Origin of the sequence: Brevundimonas sp. MF30-B, from assembly GCF_004683885.1 — a bacterium.
GTDB lineage: Bacteria > Pseudomonadota > Alphaproteobacteria > Caulobacterales > Caulobacteraceae > Brevundimonas.
On the sequence record NZ_CP038440.1, the window covers coordinates 220,001 to 237,612 of the forward strand.

At 69.1% G+C, this 17,612-nt stretch carries 18 protein-coding genes (1 of these 18 cut by a window edge); 10 read left to right on the forward strand and 8 right to left on the reverse strand.

Annotated features, from left to right (window positions below; genetic code table 11):
• Positions 1 to 328 carry the start of a rhomboid family intramembrane serine protease gene (locus E4M01_RS01050; protein WP_135066831.1) on the reverse strand. It extends 392 nt beyond the left edge of the window, so 328 of the gene's 720 nt are visible here — the first part of the coding sequence; its start codon is at positions 326 to 328; its stop codon lies beyond the left edge, outside the window.
• A 116-nt stretch (positions 329 to 444) separates the two neighbouring features.
• Here E4M01_RS01050 and hfaA point away from each other — a divergent pair, with 116 nt between their 5' ends.
• The 6 genes from hfaA (at position 445) to E4M01_RS01080 (ending at position 8,451) form a co-directional block, all read left to right on the forward strand.
• A complete protein-coding gene (hfaA, locus tag E4M01_RS01055) occupies positions 445 to 876 on the forward strand; it encodes a holdfast anchoring protein HfaA (protein WP_135066834.1) in 432 nt (143 codons plus the stop codon).
• A complete protein-coding gene (hfaB, locus tag E4M01_RS01060) occupies positions 873 to 1,877 on the forward strand; it encodes a holdfast anchoring protein HfaB (RefSeq protein WP_135066837.1) in 1,005 nt (334 codons plus the stop codon). Before hfaA ends, hfaB begins: the two co-directional genes overlap by 4 nt.
• Entirely contained in the window at positions 1,804 to 3,054 is a 1,251-nt protein-coding gene (gene hfaD, locus E4M01_RS01065) for a holdfast anchor protein HfaD (RefSeq protein ID WP_135066840.1), read from the forward strand. Before hfaB ends, hfaD begins: the two co-directional genes overlap by 74 nt.
• Before the next feature lie 141 nt (positions 3,055 to 3,195).
• Entirely contained in the window at positions 3,196 to 6,072 is a 2,877-nt protein-coding gene (locus E4M01_RS01070) for a pitrilysin family protein (RefSeq protein WP_135066843.1), read from the forward strand.
• A gap of 74 nt (positions 6,073 to 6,146) precedes the next feature.
• Positions 6,147 to 7,331, forward strand: a complete 1,185-nt coding sequence (locus E4M01_RS01075; protein ID WP_135066863.1) for an acyl-CoA dehydrogenase family protein — start codon at positions 6,147 to 6,149, stop codon at positions 7,329 to 7,331.
• A 4-nt stretch (positions 7,332 to 7,335) separates the two neighbouring features.
• Positions 7,336 to 8,451, forward strand: a complete 1,116-nt coding sequence (locus E4M01_RS01080; RefSeq protein ID WP_135066866.1) for an acyl-CoA dehydrogenase family protein — start codon at positions 7,336 to 7,338, stop codon at positions 8,449 to 8,451.
• Between the two features lie 10 nt (positions 8,452 to 8,461).
• Here the strand turns inward: E4M01_RS01080 and E4M01_RS01085 are convergent, their stop codons facing one another.
• Positions 8,462 to 9,487 (reverse strand): 2'-deoxycytidine 5'-triphosphate deaminase, encoded by a 1,026-nt coding sequence (locus tag E4M01_RS01085; protein ID WP_135066869.1) that lies wholly within the window; start codon positions 9,485 to 9,487, stop codon positions 8,462 to 8,464.
• 105 nt (positions 9,488 to 9,592) lie between these two features.
• Between E4M01_RS01085 and apaG the strand changes: the two genes are divergently transcribed.
• Positions 9,593 to 10,000: a Co2+/Mg2+ efflux protein ApaG gene (apaG, locus tag E4M01_RS01090; protein WP_135066871.1), complete on the forward strand. Its 408-nt coding sequence runs from the start codon at positions 9,593 to 9,595 to the stop codon at positions 9,998 to 10,000.
• Between the two features lie 56 nt (positions 10,001 to 10,056).
• Positions 10,057 to 10,296 (forward strand): hypothetical protein, encoded by a 240-nt coding sequence (locus E4M01_RS01095; protein WP_135066874.1) that lies wholly within the window; start codon positions 10,057 to 10,059, stop codon positions 10,294 to 10,296.
• 232 nt (positions 10,297 to 10,528) lie between these two features.
• Here the strand turns inward: E4M01_RS01095 and E4M01_RS01100 are convergent, their stop codons facing one another.
• The gene (locus tag E4M01_RS01100; protein ID WP_135066877.1) at positions 10,529 to 11,056 is read right to left on the reverse strand and encodes a GcrA family cell cycle regulator; all 528 of its coding nucleotides are present in this window, start codon (positions 11,054 to 11,056) and stop codon (positions 10,529 to 10,531) included.
• A 191-nt stretch (positions 11,057 to 11,247) separates the two neighbouring features.
• Between E4M01_RS01100 and E4M01_RS01105 the strand changes: the two genes are divergently transcribed.
• Positions 11,248 to 12,069, forward strand: a complete 822-nt coding sequence (locus E4M01_RS01105) for an ABC transporter permease (RefSeq protein WP_135066880.1) — start codon at positions 11,248 to 11,250, stop codon at positions 12,067 to 12,069.
• 41 nt (positions 12,070 to 12,110) lie between these two features.
• Positions 12,111 to 13,019: a M28 family metallopeptidase gene (locus tag E4M01_RS01110; RefSeq protein WP_135066883.1), complete on the forward strand. Its 909-nt coding sequence runs from the start codon at positions 12,111 to 12,113 to the stop codon at positions 13,017 to 13,019.
• 7 nt (positions 13,020 to 13,026) lie between these two features.
• On the opposite strand, the gene E4M01_RS01115 is transcribed toward E4M01_RS01110, so the two are convergent.
• From E4M01_RS01115 to E4M01_RS01135, 5 genes are all read right to left on the reverse strand, one after another.
• Complete coding sequence (locus E4M01_RS01115) at positions 13,027 to 13,998, reverse strand: complex I NDUFA9 subunit family protein (protein ID WP_135066886.1); 972 nt, start codon at positions 13,996 to 13,998, stop codon at positions 13,027 to 13,029.
• Positions 13,999 to 14,073: 75 nt separating this feature from the next.
• A complete protein-coding gene (locus E4M01_RS01120) occupies positions 14,074 to 15,726 on the reverse strand; it encodes an amidohydrolase (protein WP_135066889.1) in 1,653 nt (550 codons plus the stop codon).
• A gap of 19 nt (positions 15,727 to 15,745) precedes the next feature.
• Positions 15,746 to 16,030, reverse strand: a complete 285-nt coding sequence (locus E4M01_RS01125) for a hypothetical protein (protein ID WP_135066892.1) — start codon at positions 16,028 to 16,030, stop codon at positions 15,746 to 15,748.
• A complete protein-coding gene (locus E4M01_RS01130; protein ID WP_135066895.1) occupies positions 16,030 to 16,491 on the reverse strand; it encodes an isoprenylcysteine carboxylmethyltransferase family protein in 462 nt (153 codons plus the stop codon). Before E4M01_RS01130 ends, E4M01_RS01125 begins: the two co-directional genes overlap by 1 nt.
• A gap of 3 nt (positions 16,492 to 16,494) precedes the next feature.
• Complete coding sequence (locus E4M01_RS01135) at positions 16,495 to 17,550, reverse strand: isoaspartyl peptidase/L-asparaginase family protein (RefSeq protein ID WP_245158335.1); 1,056 nt, start codon at positions 17,548 to 17,550, stop codon at positions 16,495 to 16,497.
• Positions 17,551 to 17,612: the final 62 nt, after the last annotated feature.

A 17,612-nucleotide genomic window follows, 5' to 3' on the forward strand; every position in this document is an offset into this window, starting at 1 on the left:
CGCGCGCGTCCTGGCCCAGCAGCCGCGCGACCGGCGCGCCGAAGGCCAGAGCCGCCACCGCATTCATCGCGACATGGGCCCAGCCTCCATGCAGCAGCATAGAAGTGAACAGTGTCACCCAGTGGCCCTCGATCAGATCCACCGGCCGGAACGCCCAGGCCAGGCCCTGATCGGGCAGGCGCGTCTGTCCCATATAGAGAGCCGCCATCGACAGGGCGATCAGCAGAGGCAGGGTCGGCGCGTTCAGAATCGGCTCGGATCGGCGCGGCGGCTCCGGAGGAGCAGGCGGCGGCGCGGGCTGTTCGAATCGGCTCTCGGACCAGGGCATGGACCACAGATGCGGGCCAAAGCGCCTGATCTCAAGCGGTTCTTAAGGTGTGGTCGTCAGATTGGCACGCGTGTTGCTTTACGCCTGATCAACGAATTCGCGTCGTCGGAGAGTCCATGTCCCGCACCGCAATCCTGCTTGCGACAGCCACGGCCGCCTGCCTGGCCCTGCCCGCCGCGGCGTCGGCCCAGTCGGCCGGCTCGTCGGGCGCGGCCCAGTTTCAGGCCGGATACGGCGCGGCCCGCTACACCACCGCGCGCCCGGCCAGCGGCTCGACCCGCGACGCCAACAACAACCGCCTGATCGTCGACGGCATCATCCAGAGCGGCGCGTCCAGCTATTCGCGAGCCACGGGCGGCGTGGGCTCGTCCTATTCCGGCTCCGGCCAAGGCGGCTCGACCACCATCGGCGGCTCCACGGCCATCGGCAACAATCTGAACGTCGTCGTTCAGGGCAACAACAACACCGTCATCGTGAACTCCACGCAGACGAACACCGGCAACGTGACCGCCGGCACGTCTCTGAACGGAAACCTGAGGCTTCCATGATCGCTCGATCCACCCGCCTGGCGGGCGTCGCCGCCTGCGCGGCCCTGATGGTGTCCGGCTGCGTCAGCGCGACCGCTGGACCGTCGGGCCTGTACGCCTCGCCCATCGGCAATGCGCCGGTGACGGCCAACCCCACGCCTTATTCGACCGCGCTGTACTGCCTGGCCGACTATGCTCGCCGCTACAATCTGCCCTCGCCGCGCATCGCGGTGGGCCGGATCAGCGACTACACCGGCACGGTCTCGGCCGACGGCGGGCGTCAGATCACCGGCGGCGCTTCGCTGATGGCCTCGACAGCCCTGGCCAAGGCGGGCGCGCGCCTGGTCGAACGCTATGACACCTCGGTGTCGGAGCTCGAGCTGCGCTACGCCAACAACAAGCTGATCGGCGACGAAGGCCCCGGCGGTCCCTCGGACCAGCAGTACCGCCGCATCCTGGCCGGCCAGGTGCCGGGTTCCGACTTCTATATCGTCGGCGGCGTCACCGAGGTGAACTACAACATCCGCTCGGGCGGCTTCGACGCCGGCATGGGGGAGATCGACACCAACCGTCCCGGCTCGGGCTTGGTCCAGGCCAAGGTGTTCGTCATGAACGTCGCCATGGACCTGCGCCTGGTGCAGACGACGACGCTCGAGGTTGTGGACGTCATCTCCTATCAGAAGCAGATCGTCGGCCGCGAGATCTCGGCTGGCGTGTTCGACTTCCTGAACGGCAACGTCTTCGACATCTCGGCTGGCGGCAGCGCCATGGAGCCTACGCAGCTTGCGGTGCGAGCCATGGTCGAACGGGCCTCGGTCGAGTTCATGGCCAACCTGTACGGCGCCCCGGGTCCCGAAATCTGCCTCGACACGGCCAATGAACCGCTCCGCGACACCTATGGCCCGACCGGCGGCTATTACCCCGCCTACCCCAATACGGATGTGAACAATGGCCAGACCCGCGCCGATCCGTCTCGCTGGCACGATCGCCGCGACGGCGCTGTGCGCCGCACTCGCTACTGAGGCGTCCGCGCAAAGCCAGGGCGGCGTCATCGTCCTGAACAATCAGCTGCAGCTCGGCGACGTCGTCGCCGGGGTGACGCTGGATGTGGTCGACGCCTCGCAACAGGTGACGACCACCAGCAATGCGCGAGGCACGGCCTTGTCGGGCGCCGCCGAAGGGCAGAACCTAGACCTGACCTCGACGCAGGAGACCCGCGGCGACGTTTCGGCCGACACTACCCTGACCCTGCGCGGCGACACCGACGGTCGCGTCACGGCCGTGACCCAGGCGCAAGGTTCGGAACTGTCCGTCGGCGTGTACAGCGCCCGCGCCGATGTCGCGGCCGAACAGCTGACCTCCGGCGACGTGACCGCCCGCACCCTGGTGACGCGGGAAGATGCGCGCCTGATCGGCGGCGGCGACCTGCAGGCCCACGCCTTTGGAAACAACGCCACGATGGGCGGCTCGGCGGCTCAGGTCGTCGGCTCCGTCGATCAGCGCACCGAGGGCGACGTGCGCTCGTCCGTTCGCCTGGCCGGCCAGTACGTCCCTGGCCAAGCCGAAGGCTACGCTCAGGCGGTCGGCAACGCTGTGACCACGACCACAGGCTCGACCTCGCATCAGAACCTGATCATCGGCCAGTACTCCGCAGGCCAGGTGATCGAGGCCGACTCCAGCATGAACGCCGGCAACGCGTGGGACATCGCCGCGCGCGCGCGCGCCGCCGCCAACCGCGTGCACAACACCAATCAAGGCGGCTCCCAGCTGGCCTATGTCGATCAGACCAACGACTCCTACGTCCGTTCGGCGGCGACGGTGACGGCCTTCGACTACGGCCGGGCCACGGCCCACGCTCAGGGGGTCGGCAACGAAGTGACCGTCGGAAACAACGACATCTTCGTCGAGATCGAGAACAGCCAGTTCAACACCGGCGGCGTGGATGTGGTGACGGAATTCCAGGGCGGCCGCGGTTATGACGCCTATATCGGCGCCGACGCCGTGGGCAATTCGGTGACCGGCTACGCCTGTTCGGACTGCGGCGGACAGGTCAACGCGACAAACAGCCAGGTCAACCAGGGCGACGTCAGCGCCCGCACCACCGCCACAGTCGGCGTCTCGGGCCGCGCCACGGTCGTGGGCGCCAACGCCACGGGCAACGCCGCGACCTTCTACGTGTCGCGTCCCGGGGGCCAGTAGGCCGAGGGCGAATCGCCGCATTACATATCGGTAACTTGAGACACGCCGTTCGCCCGCCGAGGTTGCAACCCGGGGGCGCGGCGACAGGGTCGCGTCATCTTGATCCTGATGCGCCCGAATGCCGGGCCGGAGTCTCTGAAAATGCGATCCGCACGTCGTCTTCTTCTGGCCGCCGCTTCGGGCGCGGCCCTGCTGTCGGTTGGTCTGGGCGCGCCCGTCGCAGCCGAAACCCCCGCCGCCGTCGTGGCTCAAGAGGTCCAGCCCTCCTCCCCTTGGGCCCAGGCCGCCAGCGACGTGCCGGCCGATCCGGCCGTGCGCTTCGGCCAGCTGCCCAACGGCATGCGCTACGCCCTGATGCGCAACGCCACGCCGCCCGGCCAGGCGTCGATCCGTCTGCGCATCGACGCCGGCTCGCTGATGGAGAACGAGGACCAGCTGGGTCTGGCCCACTTCGCCGAACACATGGTGTTCAACGGCACCAAGAACATTCCCGAAACCGAGATGCTGCGCATCCTGGAGCGTCTGGGCCTGGCCTTCGGCGCCGACACCAACGCCTTCACCAGCTTCGAGCAGACCGCCTATATGCTCGAACTGCCCAACACCAATGAAGAGACGGTCGACACCAGCCTGACCATCCTGCGCGAAATGATGGGCGACGCCCTCATGGACGGCGCGTCAATCGACGCCGAGCGCGGCGTGATCGTCGGTGAGGAGCGCACACGCAACACCCCGCAGCTGCGCGTGCTGAAGGCTCAGCTGGGTCTTCTGGCCCCCGGCCAGCGCCTGTCGCAGCGCCTGCCGATCGGCGACCTGGAGGTGATCCGCAACGCGCCGCGCGAACGCTTCGTCGAATTCTACGACGCCTATTACCGCCCGTCGCGCGCCACCCTGATCATGGCCGGCGACTTCGACGTCGACGCCATGGAGGCCAAGGTCCGCTCGACCTTCGCCGACTGGTCCGCAAAGGCCGCCGACGGCCCGGAGCCGGATCTGGGCGCCGTGCAGCCGCGCGAACCCGAAACCGCGATTCAGGTCGAGCCGGGCGTGCAGTCCTCGATCCAGCTGAACTGGATCAAGAACCCCGACCTCAGCCCCGACACGACAGAGAAACGCCTGCAAAGCATCCGCCGCAGCCTGGGCCTGGCCGTGCTGAACCGCCGTCTGGGCGAGATCGCGCGCGCGGACAATCCGCCGTTCCTCGGCGCCAGCGGCAGCTATCAGCAGCTCTTCAACAGCCTGGACATCGGTGTCCTCGGCGTCGCCTTCAATCCGGGCGAATGGCAACCGGCCTTGGAGCGCGCCGAACAGGAGCAGCGCCGCCTGGTCCAGTACGGCGTGACCCAGGCCGAGCTGGATCGTGAGATCACCGCCAACCGCGCGGGTCTGGAGACCGCCGTCGCCTCGGCGGCCACCCGCTCGACGCCGGCCCTGGCCAACGCTCTGCTGGGCGCGGTCAATGACGACCGCGTCTTCACCACCCCCGCTGAGAACCTGGCCCTGTTCAACCGCGCCGTCGAAGGCCTGACCGCTGAGCAGGTCACAGCCGCCGCGCGCGAAGTCTTCGCCGGCCAGGGCCCGCTGGTGCTGTTCACCTCGCCGGTCGCCGTCGAGGGCGGCGAGCAGGCCGTCACCGACGCCCTGAACGCCTCGCGTGAAACAACGGTCGCGGCCCCGGCTGCCCAAGCCGCCCTGGAATGGCCCTACGCCGACTTCGGCACGGCCGGCGTCGCCGGTCCGCGCAGCGAGATCGCCGATCTGGGCGTGACCCAGGTCAGCTTCCCCAACGGCGTGCGCCTGATCGTCAAGCCGACCGACTTCCGCGACCAGCAGATCCTCATCAACGTCCAGACCGGGGTCGGCGAGATGGGCCTGCCGACCGATCGCGTCACCACCGCCTCCCTGGCCGACGCCGTCATGGCGCCCGGCGGCCTGGGCAAGCTGACGGTCGACGAGATGAACCGCGTGCTGGCCGGCCGCATTTACAGCCGCGGCGTCAGCCAGGGGACCGACGCCTACAGCTTCTCCGGCGCCACGCGCCCCGAGGACCTGGAGCTGCAGATGCAGATCCTCACCGCCAGCCTGACCGATCCGGGCCTACGCGCCGCGCCGTTCCAGCAGATCAAGTCGCTGTTTCCGCAAATCTTGGCTCAGGCCGGATCGACGCCGGGCGGCGCCTTCGGCCTGCGCGCCGGCGAGCTTCTGGCCAGCGGCGACAAGCGCGACGCCACCCCGACCGTCGAAGAGGTCGCGGCCATGACCATCGAGGATTTGCGCGCCGCTGTCCTGGCTGGGACCGCCACCGGCCCGATCGACATAACCGTCGTCGGTGACGTGACCGTCGACGCCGCCGTGGACGCCGTGTCCAAGACCTTCGGCGCCCTGCCCGCTCGTCCCGAACTGGCCGCGCCGCTTCCCGGCGCCGACCAGCGTCGCTTCCCTGCGCCGACGACCGAACCGGTTCGCCTGACCCATGCCGGCCAGGCCGACCAGGCCCTCGCCTACGTCGCCTGGCCGACCACCGACTCGGTCGACGACCGCACCGAGGCGCGTCAGCTCTCCATCCTGTCGGATGTCCTGCAGCTGCGGCTCAACGAGGAAATCCGCGAGAAGCTGGCCATCGCCTATGCGCCCCGTTCGAGCGCTGCTTCATCCAACACCTTCCGAGGCTACGGCTCGATCTCCGCCACGGCCGAGGTCAAGCCCGAGGACATCGCGCGCCTGTACGAAGCCCTGGACACGATCGCGGCCGATCTGCGCGACAATCCGATCAGCGACGACGAACTGAACCGAGCGCGCCGCCCGGCGGTCGAGCAACTTCGCCGTCAGCAGGCCGACAACGGCTATTGGCTGGGGCAACTGTCGGGCCTGCACCGCAAGCCCGCCTCGGTGGACGACATTCGCAGCCACGTCGCCGACCTCGAAGCGGTGACGGCGGCCGATCTGCAGGCCTTGGCCCAGAAGTACCTGCGTCCGGAAACCGCCTGGCGCGCAACGGTGACCGCCGGAGCCGCGAACTAAGGTCCGTGTAAAGCCCCCTTCGCCCGAGCGGAGGGGGCTTTACGTCCTTATTCAAAACGCTCTAGCGTCAGGTCATGAGCGACCTTGACGCCTTCCGCACCCAAACCCGCGCCTGGCTCGAAGCCAACTGTCCGCCCGAATGCCGAGGCCCTCTGAAGGGCGAGGGCGACATGGTCTGGGGCGGCCGAGACGCCGCCTTCCCCACGCCCGCGCACAAGGTCTGGCTGGACCGGATGGCCGAGCGCGGCTGGACCGCGCCGGAATGGCCGGCCGAGTACGGAGGCGGCGGGCTGAGCCGCGAAGAGGCCAAGGTTCTGGCGTCCGAGATGCGCCGCATCCAGGCTCAGCCCCCGCTGTACAGCTTCGGCGTCTGGATGCTGGGCCCGGCGCTGCTGGCCTTCGGCACGGAAGAGCAGAAGAAGCGCTTCCTGCCCGAGATCGTGCGGGGCGAAATCCGCTGGTGCCAGGGCTATTCCGAACCCGGCGCCGGGTCTGACCTCGCCGCCATCCAGACGCGAGCCGAGGATCGCGGCGACCACTGGATCGTCAACGGTCAGAAGATCTGGACCTCCTACGCCGACAAGGCCGACTGGATCTTTTGCCTGGTGCGGACGGACCCGGACGCGCCGAAGCACCTGGGCATCTCTTTCGTGCTGTTCGACATGGCCACGCCCGGCGTGACCACCCGCCCGATCACCCTGATCAGCGGCAAGTCGCCCTTCTGCGAGACCTTCTTCGACGACGTGCGGGTCGAGAAGGAGAATCTCGTCGGCACGCTGAACCGCGGCTGGGATGTCGCCAAACACCTGCTGGCGCACGAGCGGACCATGATCGGCGCCATGGGCGACGCGGGCGTTGGCCGCCCGCTGGGCCAGGTCGCGGCCGAAAGCGTCGGCCTGGATGAGGCCGGCCGGCTGGACGAGCCCATGCTGCGCGCCCGGATCGCCGAACTGGACATCGACGCCGCCGCCTTCCGCCTGGCCATGGAGCGCGTCGGCGACCAGGTGAAGGCCAAACAGGCCCATCCCGCCATCGCCTCCATGCTGAAATACTACGGCTCGGAGCTGAACAAGCGGCGCCACGAACTGGTCATGGCGGCCGGCGGATCGGAGGCGCTGGAGTGGGAGGGCGAGCGGTCCAAGGACGGCCAGGCCGCCCGCGACTGGCTGCGCACCAAGGCCAACTCCATCGAAGGCGGCACGTCAGAGGTTCAGCTGAACATCATCGCCAAACACCTGCTTCAGCTGCCGGGAGCCTGAGCCCATGCCCCTGATCCTGACGGAAGAACAGACGATGCTTCAGGAAGCCGCCGACGGCTTTCTGAACGACAACGCCCCCATCGCCCACCTGCGCAAACTGCGTGACGAACGCGATCCCGACGGCGTGTCGCGTGACTTGTGGCGGTCGTTCGGAGAGATGGGTTTCGCCGGGGTGCTGATCGACGAGGCCGACGGCGGCCTGGGCCTTGGCGCAGTTGAGGCGGGCGTGATCGCCGAGAGCCTAGGGCGCACCCTGACGCCCTCGCCCTTCTTCGGATCGGCGGTTCTGTCGGCCACGGTGCTCAAGAGCGGCGACGAGAGCCAGCGGCAATGGCTGGGCCGGATCGCAGGCGGCGAGGCCATCGTCGCCCTTGCCATGGACGAAGGCCCCAAGCACGCGCCGGCCCGCATCACCACGCGAGCCGAACGGTCGGGCAACGGCTTTCGCCTGGACGGAGCCAAGAGCTTCGTCCTGGACGGCCATGTCGCCGACACCCTGATCGTCGCGGCCCAGACCGAGGAGGGGCTGACGCTCTTTCTGGTCGATCCGGCGATGGCGGGCGTGAGCCGCGAGCGGACGGTCATGGTCGACGCCCATAACGCCGCGCGGGTGACCCTGTCGGGCGTCGAGGTCGACGCCGGCGCCGTGATCGGCGCGGTTGGCGGGGGCGAGGCGGTGCTGGAACAGGCTCTGTCGCTTGGCCGCGCCTGCGCCGCCTCGACCCTGGTCGGCGCCGGCGATCAGGCCTTCAAGGTCACGCTGGAGTATCTGCGCACCCGCAAGCAGTTCGGAAAGCTGATCGGCGAGTTCCAGGCGCTGCAGCACCGCGCCGCCCACCTGTTCACCGAGCTCGAGCTGGCCAGGGCGGCGACCCTGGCCGCGCTTCAGGCCATCGACGCCGGGCGCGAAGACACCTCTCTGGCCGCCTCGGTCGCCAAGGCCAAGGCCGGCCGCGTCGCCGAACTGGCGGTTCAGGAGGCGGTGCAGATGCACGGCGGCGTAGGCATGACCGACGAGTTCGACGTCGGCCTGTTCATGAAACGCGTGCGCGTCCTGAACGAACTGCTGGGCGACGCCCACTTCCACGCCGAACGCCTGGCCCGCGCTCAGGGGTTTTAGGCGGCCCGGATCACCAGGGCTTGAAGTGTTTCGACAGCTTCAGGCCCTGTCGCTGGTAATGGCTGCCGCCTTCGCCGTACAGGCGGGTCGGCCGCTCGGTCAGGGGCTCATAGACCAGCCGCGCCACGATCTGGCCGTGCTCCAAGAGGAAAGGCGTGTCGTGGGTGCGGACCTCCAGCACGCCCTTTGAGCCCGCGCCGTGGGCCTCGTCGGTGCCGAAGCCAGGGTCGAAGAAGCCGGCGTAGTGGACCCGGAACTCCCCGACCGACGGATCGATCGGCGTCATCTCTGCGGCCTGATCGACCGGAATTTCGACATCGTCCGACGACGCCAGAATGTAGAACTCGCCCGGATCCAGCAGCAGCTCGCCCCGACGCAGGCTCAGCGGCTCCCAGAAGTCGCGCGGGTCGTGGCCGTCGATGTGGTCCAGATCGACCACCCCGGCGTGGCGACGACCGCGGAAACCCACGATGTCCCCGCCCTGCAGGTCGACGCCGACCGAGCGGGTCTCGAGCTTCGGCGGCTCGCCGGCCTTGAGGCGCAGCTGGTTCAGCCGCGTGCCCGGCCGCACCAGGATGGAGAAGGTCTGGGGCGCGATCTCGAGATACAGCGGGCCCTCATAGCCCGCGTCCACGTCGTCGAAACTGGCGCCGCGATCGGTCAGCAGGCGCACGAAGACATCGACACGACCGGTTGAGCTCTTGGGATTGGCGCGGGCGATCAGGCCGGGCGGCAGGCTCAGCCGCTCCTGCAGGCGGGCGATGTAGACGCAGCCCTTCTCCAGCACATAGCCGCCCGACAGATCGATGGCGTGCATGGCCACGTCGGCGATGCGGTCCGCCACCAGGCGCTGACCGGGCAGGAAGGAGGCGCGCACACGCCAAGCCTGATCGGACAGGCGCAGGTCCAGGCTGGCCGGCTGCACTTGGTCGAGATCAAAAGGCGTGTCGGTGGTGATCGCGCCGCCGGCGATCAGGGCTTCGATCGACTGGCACGGCAGGATGCCCGTGCGGTCGGAAAGGTCGATATGGCTCATGCCGTCCTGTCTCGTACGCGTCGCCCCGCCCGGCGGTCGAGAATGGGCCTCGAGGACAAGCGGTCGCGCTTGCGCCTGAAGCCCGGCGGGGTCAGCCTATAGCCCATGCATGACGCTCCTGCCTATAGCGCCGAAACCGACGGAATCGTGGTCCGCGTGCGCCCCAGCTATCTGGCGGGCCAGTCGGACCCGGACGGCGGTCGCTGGGTCTGGGCCTATCAGGTCGAGATCGTGAACCTGACCACAGGCCCGGTGCAGTTGTTGGCCCGGCGCTGGACGATCACCGACGCGACCGGCCACGTGGAGGAGGTGCGCGGGCCGGGCGTAGTGGGCGAACAGCCGGTGATCGCGCCGGGCGAGGCCTATGCCTACGCCTCGGGCTGCCCCTTGGGCACGGCGTCAGGGACCATGGTCGGCGCCTATTACATGACGGACGACCGCGGCCGCGCCTTCGAAGCGCAGATCCCGGCCTTCAGCCTGGACGTGCCGGATCCGAAGCGGCTGCTGAACTAGATTTGACTCAACTGAAGATTGCCGATCTTATCAAGTCTCTTATTGGGAGGTTGATTATGAAGAGCGTCAAATCCATCGCCGTCGGCGCGGCGGTTACGGTCATGCTGGGTAGCTCCGCACTAGCGGCGACAGCGAACTGGAACATCCCGCACCACAAGCCGATCGATCAAGTCGTCTACTTCACCGACGGCGCAGATCAGGTCTTTGGCTTCGAGGTTCGCTACTGCGACCTGAGCACCTATCGCGAGGGCGGACTTACTCTCTTCACTCATACGGAATTCTACAACGAGTGCTGATCTCAGGTCAGGTCGGGGCTGCGTCAACCCGGATAACCGCAGCCCCGCCCCCTGGCATCTCGCCGGCTGCTTGCGCGAGCCGGCGAGGAGGAAGGCGGCCCTTTAGAGAGCATCTGTGACGGGGCGATGACCCCGCATTCTTGTTGGCGCTACCGCCTATCGCGCGGCATAGGCTGCTTAAGCGCGCAGCGACCACTCAAGTCGTGAGCGACCGCGTCGCGAACGTAGCGCCCTAGATATATCTGCGCAGACTGCGGGCCAGATCGGAGCCGCCGTCCTTGGCGCCCTTGCGGATCTGGGGTTGGTAGGCGACGCGGGCGTGCTCGACGCAATAGACGCCTTCCGAGGCGCGACGGCCGCAGAAGCTGAACTCGCGCGACGACGGGTCGCCGATCGGCCATTTGCACATGTGAGCGCCGAGCGTCAGCACAGTGGCGGTGCCGGGCAGTTCAGGGGTCTGGGCCGGCGTCGGGGCGACGGGCTGGGCGGCGCGGGGCTGTACGGCCTCGATGCGGCGCGGGGCGGACGGCGCCTGGGTCGGGGTGGCGACGGCCGGGCGGGGACGTGCGGTCTTGAAGGTGGCGCGAGCCGGCTGCGACGGGGCGGCGCGGCCCGACAGACCCAGGCGGTGCACCTTGCCGATAACGGCGTTGCGGGTGACGCCGCCGCCCAGCTGTTTGGCGATCTGGCTAGCCGATTGGCCTTCAAGCCACAGCTTCTTCAGCGCGCCGACGCGGTCTTCAGTCCAGCCTGCGGTCATGGGCCTGCCCTCCGGGTGGTGATTCAACATTTGGTGCGAGCCCTTCCTCCGAGAGGCTCGACCCACCACTAATCGTAAAGCAGACCTTAAAGAGCGCAATATGTGCGAATTGCGCTGTCCACAGAAACCAGATGTTGATTCGTTTCGGGACGAACTTGCGCACAGCTTCCGAAGGGGTCATCTGCGACGCCATGACCGATCTCGCCTCCACCCGCCCCTCCGGCCTGCCGCAACCCCGCCGTTACGACGGGATCAACTGGGTCGGGGTGCAGACCCTGTATCTGCGCGAGGTGCGGCGCTTCTGGAAGGTCGGTGCCCAGACGGTGGCGGCGCCGGTGGTCACGACCCTGCTCTATATGCTGGTCTTCGTGGTGGCGCTCCAAGGCGCGCGGCCACCGCTGCACGGCACGCCCTTCGCCGAGTTCGTGGCGCCGGGTCTGATCATGATGGCGATCCTGAACAACGCCTTCGCCAACTCCTCGTCCAGCCTGATCCAGGCCAAGATCATGGGTACGTCAACGGACTTCCTGACTCCGCCGCTCAGCCCGCTGGAGCTGACGCTGGGCTTCACCCTGGGGGCTGCGACGCGCGGCGTGGCGGTCGGCCTGGTGACGGCGATCTGCGTCCTGCCCTTCGCCCGGATGGGCGTCGCCAACCTGGGGCTGATCCTGTTCTACGGCCTGATCGCGTCCCTGCTGATGGGCATGATCGGCGTAATGGCGGGCCTATGGGCCGAGAAGTTCGACCAGCTGGCCGCGGTTCAGAACTTCGTCGTCCTGCCCATGACCTTCCTGTCGGGGGCCTTCTATCTGGTCGACAATCTGCCGGAGCCCTTCTCGACGCTCAGCCGGTTCAACCCCTTCTTCTATCTGATCGACGGCTTCCGCGCCGGCTTCATCGGCCATGCGGAGGGCTCGGTCGTGATCGGCATGGCCATGAGCCTGGGCCTGACGCTGGTCATGGGCTGGGCCTGCTGGGCGGTGTTCCGCTCGGGCTGGCGGCTCAAGAGCTGATCGGCTAGCCAAGGCCCCTGACCTTTGGAGGGGCCTAACCCATGATGTTCCGCACGCTCGGCGCTGTCGCCGCCCTGATGCTCGCCGCTCAGCCGGCGTCGGCTCAAACGGCTTCGCCTAAAACCCTGCGCGCCGCCGTCGCCGCCTATGTGCTGCCGACGAACGAGGCCCGCACCCAGGTCGTGGTCGAGCAGCTGCGCGCGGCCGGCTTCGAGCCCGTGGTCGAGACCTTCGAGGGCGGGGGCCGCCAGACCGGGCCGATGGAGGGGCGCAACGTCGTCGCCGTCTTCGGCCCCGAGGGCGCAAAGGAAATCCTGATCACCGCCCACTACGACGCGGTGAAGCTGCGCGACGGGTCGCTGGCCCATGGGGTGGTGGACAACGCGGCCTCGGTCGTCGGCGTCATCGAGGCGGCGCGTCTGCTCAAGGACAAGGCCCTGAACCACCGCGTGCGGGTCATCCTGTTCGACCAGGAAGAGCTGGGCCTGGTTGGCGCGCGCAAGTGGATCGAGGCGCACGGGATCGCCAATGTCGCGGCGGTGGTGAACTCCGACGTCGCCGCCTATGGCGACACGATGATGTACGGCCAGAACAACGGCGCGCCCTCGGCCTTCGTCACGCGGGCGGTGCAGGAGCTGTGCGCCGAGCGGGCGATGCAGTGCGTGGGCTTCCCCGTCTATCCGCCGTCCGACGACCGGGCCTTCACTGCGGCCGGCGCGCCGGTGGTGTCGCTGGGCTTCCAGGACGAGGTCGGCGCCCACCAGATGTGGCTGGCCTTCAATGGCGGCGAGAACAACGGCCTGGCCGAAGGCTTCACGCCCCAGGTCTTCCGCGTGATCCACTCGGCCGAAGACACGATGGAGGCCGTCAAGCCGGCCACGGTGGCGCGCGCGGCCGAAACCTATGCAGCCCTGATCGAAAAGCTGGACCGCGAGATCGCGGCCCGCTGATCGGACCTCAGAGGGCGGGCTTTTCGGCGAACTGCCCGCCCTTGCGGTAACGCCACAGGTAGGACGGCGCGATGGCCTCCAGGCCGGTGGGCTGCAGACCCAGCTCGTTCAGACCCTCGGCGCCGTTGGCCACGACGTTGTCGCGCTCCAGCATCAGCACCTGATCGCGGGTCAGCGGCGGAGCGATGCCGAACAGGGCCGCCATTTGCAGGGCTGAGCCCATGGCGCGAGCGATCGGGAAGGGCAGCGGGATCAGGCCGCGCGTGCGGTTCGTCTCGCGCAGGATCAGCTTCAGCACCTCTTCAAACGTCAGGACAGCCGGGCCGCCCAGCTCGAAGGTGCGGCCGGCCGCGGCGGGTTCGACCACGGCGCGGGCGATGGCTTCGGCCACGTCGCCGACATAGACCGGCTGGAACTTCGTCTGGCCGCCGCCGATCAGCGGCAGGGCCGGCGCCAGGCTGGCCATGGCGGCGAACCGGTTCAGGAAGTCGTCGCCGGCGCCGAAGACGATCGACGGGCGCAGGATCACGGCGTCGGGATAGACGGCGCGCACGGCGGCCTCGCCCCCGGCCTTGGAGCGGCCGTAGGCGGCCGGGCTGTTCTCATCGGCGCCGATGGCCGACATCTGCACGAAACGGGTCACGCCCGCGGCCTTGGCGGCTTCGGCCGCCGACCGCGCCGCGTCCACGTGCATGGCGTCAAAGGACCGCTTGCCGTTCTCGAACAGCACGCCGACCAGATTGACCACGGCGTCGGCGCCGGCGACGGCGCGCGCCACGTCCTGGGGGTTGCCGATGTCGCAGCGCATCAGCTGGATCTGGCCCACGTCGCCCAGCGGCTGAAGCTCGTTGGCGGTGGTCGGCTTGCGCACCGCCACCCGCACGCGCCAGCCGCGACGCGCCAGGGCGCGCACGGCCTGCGAGCCGATGAAGCCCGAACCGCCGAAGACGGTGACCAGACGCGGACCAAACTGAGCCATCGGGCGCTCCCCAAACAGGCGGCGGAAATCGAGCGTCGGATTAGACGAAGCGGCTCACGGCCGCAACGCGTGGCCTCAACGTCCGTCGAACACGATTTCGCCGTCCACCACCGTCAGCACAGCCTTGCCCTTGGGAATGTCGGCCTCGGGCGCGGTCATCAGGTCGACGTCGAAGGCGGTGAAGTCGGCGCGCTTGCCCGGCTCGATCGTGCCCAGCTCGTCCTCGCGGAACGAGGCCCAGGCCGGCCACAGGGTGAACATCTTGAGCGCCGTCTCGCGCGACACCGCCTCCTGAGGCCGCCAGTCGGGGCCCTGGAAGCCCTGCAGGTCGCGCCGCGCGACGGCGGCGTAGAATTCGATCAGCGGATCGCCCCGCTCGACCGGAGCGTCAGAGCCGCCGACCACCACGACCCCGCGGTCCGAGAGGCTCTTCCAGGCATAGGCCCCGTCCAGCCGCGCGTCGCCCAGGCGGGCGGGGGCGAAGTGCAGGTCGCCGATGGCGTGGCTGGGCTGCATGGAGGCCACGATCGGCAGGTCGTGGAACCAGTGATAGTCGCTGGGCCGCAGGATCTGGGCGTGCTCGATGCGCCAGCGCGGATCGGCGGCCTTCCACTCGCCGCGTGGCGTCTCGGCCATGGCGCGGGCGTACCAGTCCACCACCTCGCGATTGCCCCGGTCCCCGATGGCGTGGGTGGCGATCTGGATGCCCGCACGCAGCGCCGCCTCGTACAGCGGCACAGCCTCGGCCTCGGTGGTCTGCATCAGGCCCCGCGTGCCCGGCTGGTCGGTGTAGGGATCGAACAGGGCCGCGCCGCGCGATCCCAGCGCCCCGTCGGCGTAGAACTTCACCGCCCGGGTGATGACCCGTCCGTTCGCCACGCTGCGCGGGCCAGAGGCGAACAGCGCCCGAGCGCCGTCGGGCGTGACGCTGTTGTAGAGCCGCAGCGGCGCCTGGCCGGCCTCGGCCATGGCCTCCAGCAGCGGAATGTCCTTCCAGGGCGCGGACATGAAGTGCACGCCCGTCCAGCCGTATCGGGCGTAGACCTTGAAGCCCTCGCCATAGGCGGTGCGCGTCGCGGCCTCGTCGGCTTGAGGCATCAGGCCCGCGACAAGCTGCTCCGCCGCGTCGACCAGCATGCCCGTGGGCCGGCCCTGCGCGTCCTTCAGGATCTCGCCGCCGGGCGGGGCCTGTGTGTCGCCGTCGATGTTCGCGGCCGCCAGGGCGGCGCTGGACGCCACGACCGCATGGCCGTCCGCCCGGCCCAGCAGCACGATCCGGCCCGGCGCCGCCGCGTCCAGGTCGGCGGCCGTCAGGAAGCGGCCTTCCGGCCAGTGGGTCTCGATCCAGCCACGCCCGGAGATGACGCCCTCGGGATGCGCCTGGGCCCAGGCCGACAGCCGGGCCATGGCCTCGGCCACGGAGGCGGAGCCTTCAAGGTTCAGCGTCATTTCGCGCCAGCCGATCCCGTCCAGATGGGCGTGGCCGTCGGTGAAGCCGGGAAACAGGGTGGCGCCGTTCAGCTCGACCACCTGGACGCCCGTGGCGTCCGGCGCATCCGCGAGGCGGCCGACGAAGGCGATGCGCCCGTCGCGCACCAGGACCGCCTCGGCAGGGGCCTGGCCGTCGACGCCGGTATGGATGGTCCCGCCGCGGATCAGCAGGTCCTGGGCCAGGGCGCCCGACGGCAGGGCGAGGGCGATGACAGAGGCGAACAGGGTCAGGCGCATGGCGGTCTCCTCAAAACTCTCAATCCGCGCCGGTCAGCAGGGCGCGGGCCTCGGCGCCGGTGCGGGCGGTCGGGTCGCGGACCTCGACCTCGACGGCCACGGCGCCCTCGGGCGCATGCGCCCACAGGTAGCGGCGCTCGATCTCGACCTCGCGACCCGAGGGGGCGAAGCCGGTGAAACTGTCGCCCCAGGGCGTGATCTGGCGGATGTCGGGCCACGGCAGGGCGCAGGCGGCGTCCAGCTCCTCGATGGCCATGGCGGACAGTTCGTCGTCCGCATTCGCAGGGGGCGGGATCACAGCCATCAGCGGACCTTCTGAGCGTAATCAGTCCAGGCGGGACCGAACTTGCGCGCCAGATAGACCTCTTCGCGCGCGATGACGAACCGGTCGATGACAATCAGGCACGGGAAGATGAGGGCAAGCGCGACGGGGCTGTCCATCGCCACGCCGAAACCGACGTAGATCAGGGTGAAGCCCAGATAGATCGGATTGCGGCTCAGCCCATACAGGCCGCCGGTCGCCAGGGCGGTCGTGGTCTTCCAGGGCTCAGGCGGGGTGCCCAGGCGGCGCAGGCTGGCCACGGCCGCCCATTCGACGACCAGTCCGCCCAGCACCAGGGAGAAGGCCAGGCCGCGACGAAGCGTGGTCTCCAGCCCCAGGCCGGGCTCGCCGATCAACTGACCCAGCCCCCAGCCGGCCAGCAGGAAGCCGAGAAAAACTAGAGGCGGCGGGGCCACCACACCCGGCGTATCGCGCTCGCTCAAGGATCAATCCTCGTCGGCGTAGATGGCGACCCGCGCGGGCTCGGACGATGACGCCGCCCCACGATACATGCCAGATGTAGTCATGGCGTAGGCGGGCTGGCCGTCGCGGCTCATGACGATGACCCCGCCCGAGCCCCCCAGCGCCAGGGCCTCGTCGACCTCGGCCTGGCCTGCGGCCTGGCCCGATGCTCCGGAGCCCATGCGGGCGCAGATGTCGCGCGCCACGGTGGCGCGGATGTAGTACTCGCCGTCTCCCGTCGCCGAAACCGCGCAGCCGTCCGTGTTGGAGGCGTAGGTGCCCGCGCCGATCACCGGCACGTCGCCGACCCGGCCCCAGCGCTTGCCAGACATGCCGCCGGTCGAGGTGCCGGCGGCCAGATCGCCCGACTGGTCCAGCGCCACGGCGCCGACGGTGCCGAACTTGCGCTCGTTCAGCGGCGGCTGCGCCAGGTTCGCCAGACCCTGACCGGGCGCCGGCGCATTCTGCGGCCGGGCCGGAACCGGATCGCCGCGCTCGCGCAGTTGACGCTCCAGCCCCTGCCAGCGGCGCTCGGTGAAGAAGAAGGCCGGATCGACCTGCTCCAACCCGACCGAGGCGGCGAAGGCGTCGGCGCCTTCGCCGATCAGCATGACGTGAGGCGACCGCTCCATGATGGCGCGGGCCGCCGCGATCGGATGGCGCGTGCGGGTCAGGCCGGCCGCGGCGCCGGCGGTCAGGTCGGCGCCGTTCATGACAGCGGCGTCCAGCTCGGTCTTGCCCTCGGCGGTGAAGACGGCCCCGCGCCCCGCGTTGAACAACGGGTCGTCCTCCATGATCTCGATGGCCGCCTGCACCGCATCCAGCGCCGCCCCGCCAGAGCGCAGCACCGCCGACCCGGCTTCGAGTGCTTGCTGAAGGGCGGCGCGATAGGCCGCGTCCTGCTCAGGGCTGAGGTTCGCGCGCTCGATGACGCCCGCGCCGCCATGGATGGCCAGAGCCCACGACGGAGCCTCTTGAGCGTGTGCGCCGGCGCCGAAAAAACACAGTGTGAATAGTGTGAATGGTGCGAAAATCTTCACGGCAGCCTCCCCGATTTCGCCCATCCTAACCTGATACAGGAGCGTGTCAGGTCGAAGCCGCC

What these genes read in the sequence shown, in the direction of transcription:
- E4M01_RS01125 (WP_135066892.1), bottom strand. Translation starts at nt 16,030, where the DNA reads ATGGCTGTGATCCCGCCCCCTGCGAATGCGGACGACGAACTGTCCGCC.
- hfaA (WP_135066834.1), top strand. Translation starts at nt 445, where the DNA reads ATGTCCCGCACCGCAATCCTGCTTGCGACAGCCACGGCCGCCTGCCTG.
- E4M01_RS01080 (WP_135066866.1), top strand. Translation starts at nt 7,336, where the DNA reads ATGCCCCTGATCCTGACGGAAGAACAGACGATGCTTCAGGAAGCCGCC.
- E4M01_RS01100 (WP_135066877.1), bottom strand. Translation starts at nt 11,056, where the DNA reads ATGACCGCAGGCTGGACTGAAGACCGCGTCGGCGCGCTGAAGAAGCTG.
- E4M01_RS01110 (WP_135066883.1), top strand. Translation starts at nt 12,111, where the DNA reads ATGATGTTCCGCACGCTCGGCGCTGTCGCCGCCCTGATGCTCGCCGCT.
- E4M01_RS01085 (WP_135066869.1), bottom strand. Translation starts at nt 9,487, where the DNA reads ATGAGCCATATCGACCTTTCCGACCGCACGGGCATCCTGCCGTGCCAG.
- E4M01_RS01120 (WP_135066889.1), bottom strand. Translation starts at nt 15,726, where the DNA reads ATGCGCCTGACCCTGTTCGCCTCTGTCATCGCCCTCGCCCTGCCGTCG.
- hfaD (WP_135066840.1), top strand. Translation starts at nt 1,804, where the DNA reads ATGGCCAGACCCGCGCCGATCCGTCTCGCTGGCACGATCGCCGCGACG.
- E4M01_RS01075 (WP_135066863.1), top strand. Translation starts at nt 6,147, where the DNA reads ATGAGCGACCTTGACGCCTTCCGCACCCAAACCCGCGCCTGGCTCGAA.
- E4M01_RS01115 (WP_135066886.1), bottom strand. Translation starts at nt 13,998, where the DNA reads ATGGCTCAGTTTGGTCCGCGTCTGGTCACCGTCTTCGGCGGTTCGGGC.
- hfaB (WP_135066837.1), top strand. Translation starts at nt 873, where the DNA reads ATGATCGCTCGATCCACCCGCCTGGCGGGCGTCGCCGCCTGCGCGGCC.
- E4M01_RS01105 (WP_135066880.1), top strand. Translation starts at nt 11,248, where the DNA reads ATGACCGATCTCGCCTCCACCCGCCCCTCCGGCCTGCCGCAACCCCGC.
- E4M01_RS01070 (WP_135066843.1), top strand. Translation starts at nt 3,196, where the DNA reads ATGCGATCCGCACGTCGTCTTCTTCTGGCCGCCGCTTCGGGCGCGGCC.
- E4M01_RS01095 (WP_135066874.1), top strand. Translation starts at nt 10,057, where the DNA reads ATGAAGAGCGTCAAATCCATCGCCGTCGGCGCGGCGGTTACGGTCATG.
- apaG (WP_135066871.1), top strand. Translation starts at nt 9,593, where the DNA reads ATGCATGACGCTCCTGCCTATAGCGCCGAAACCGACGGAATCGTGGTC.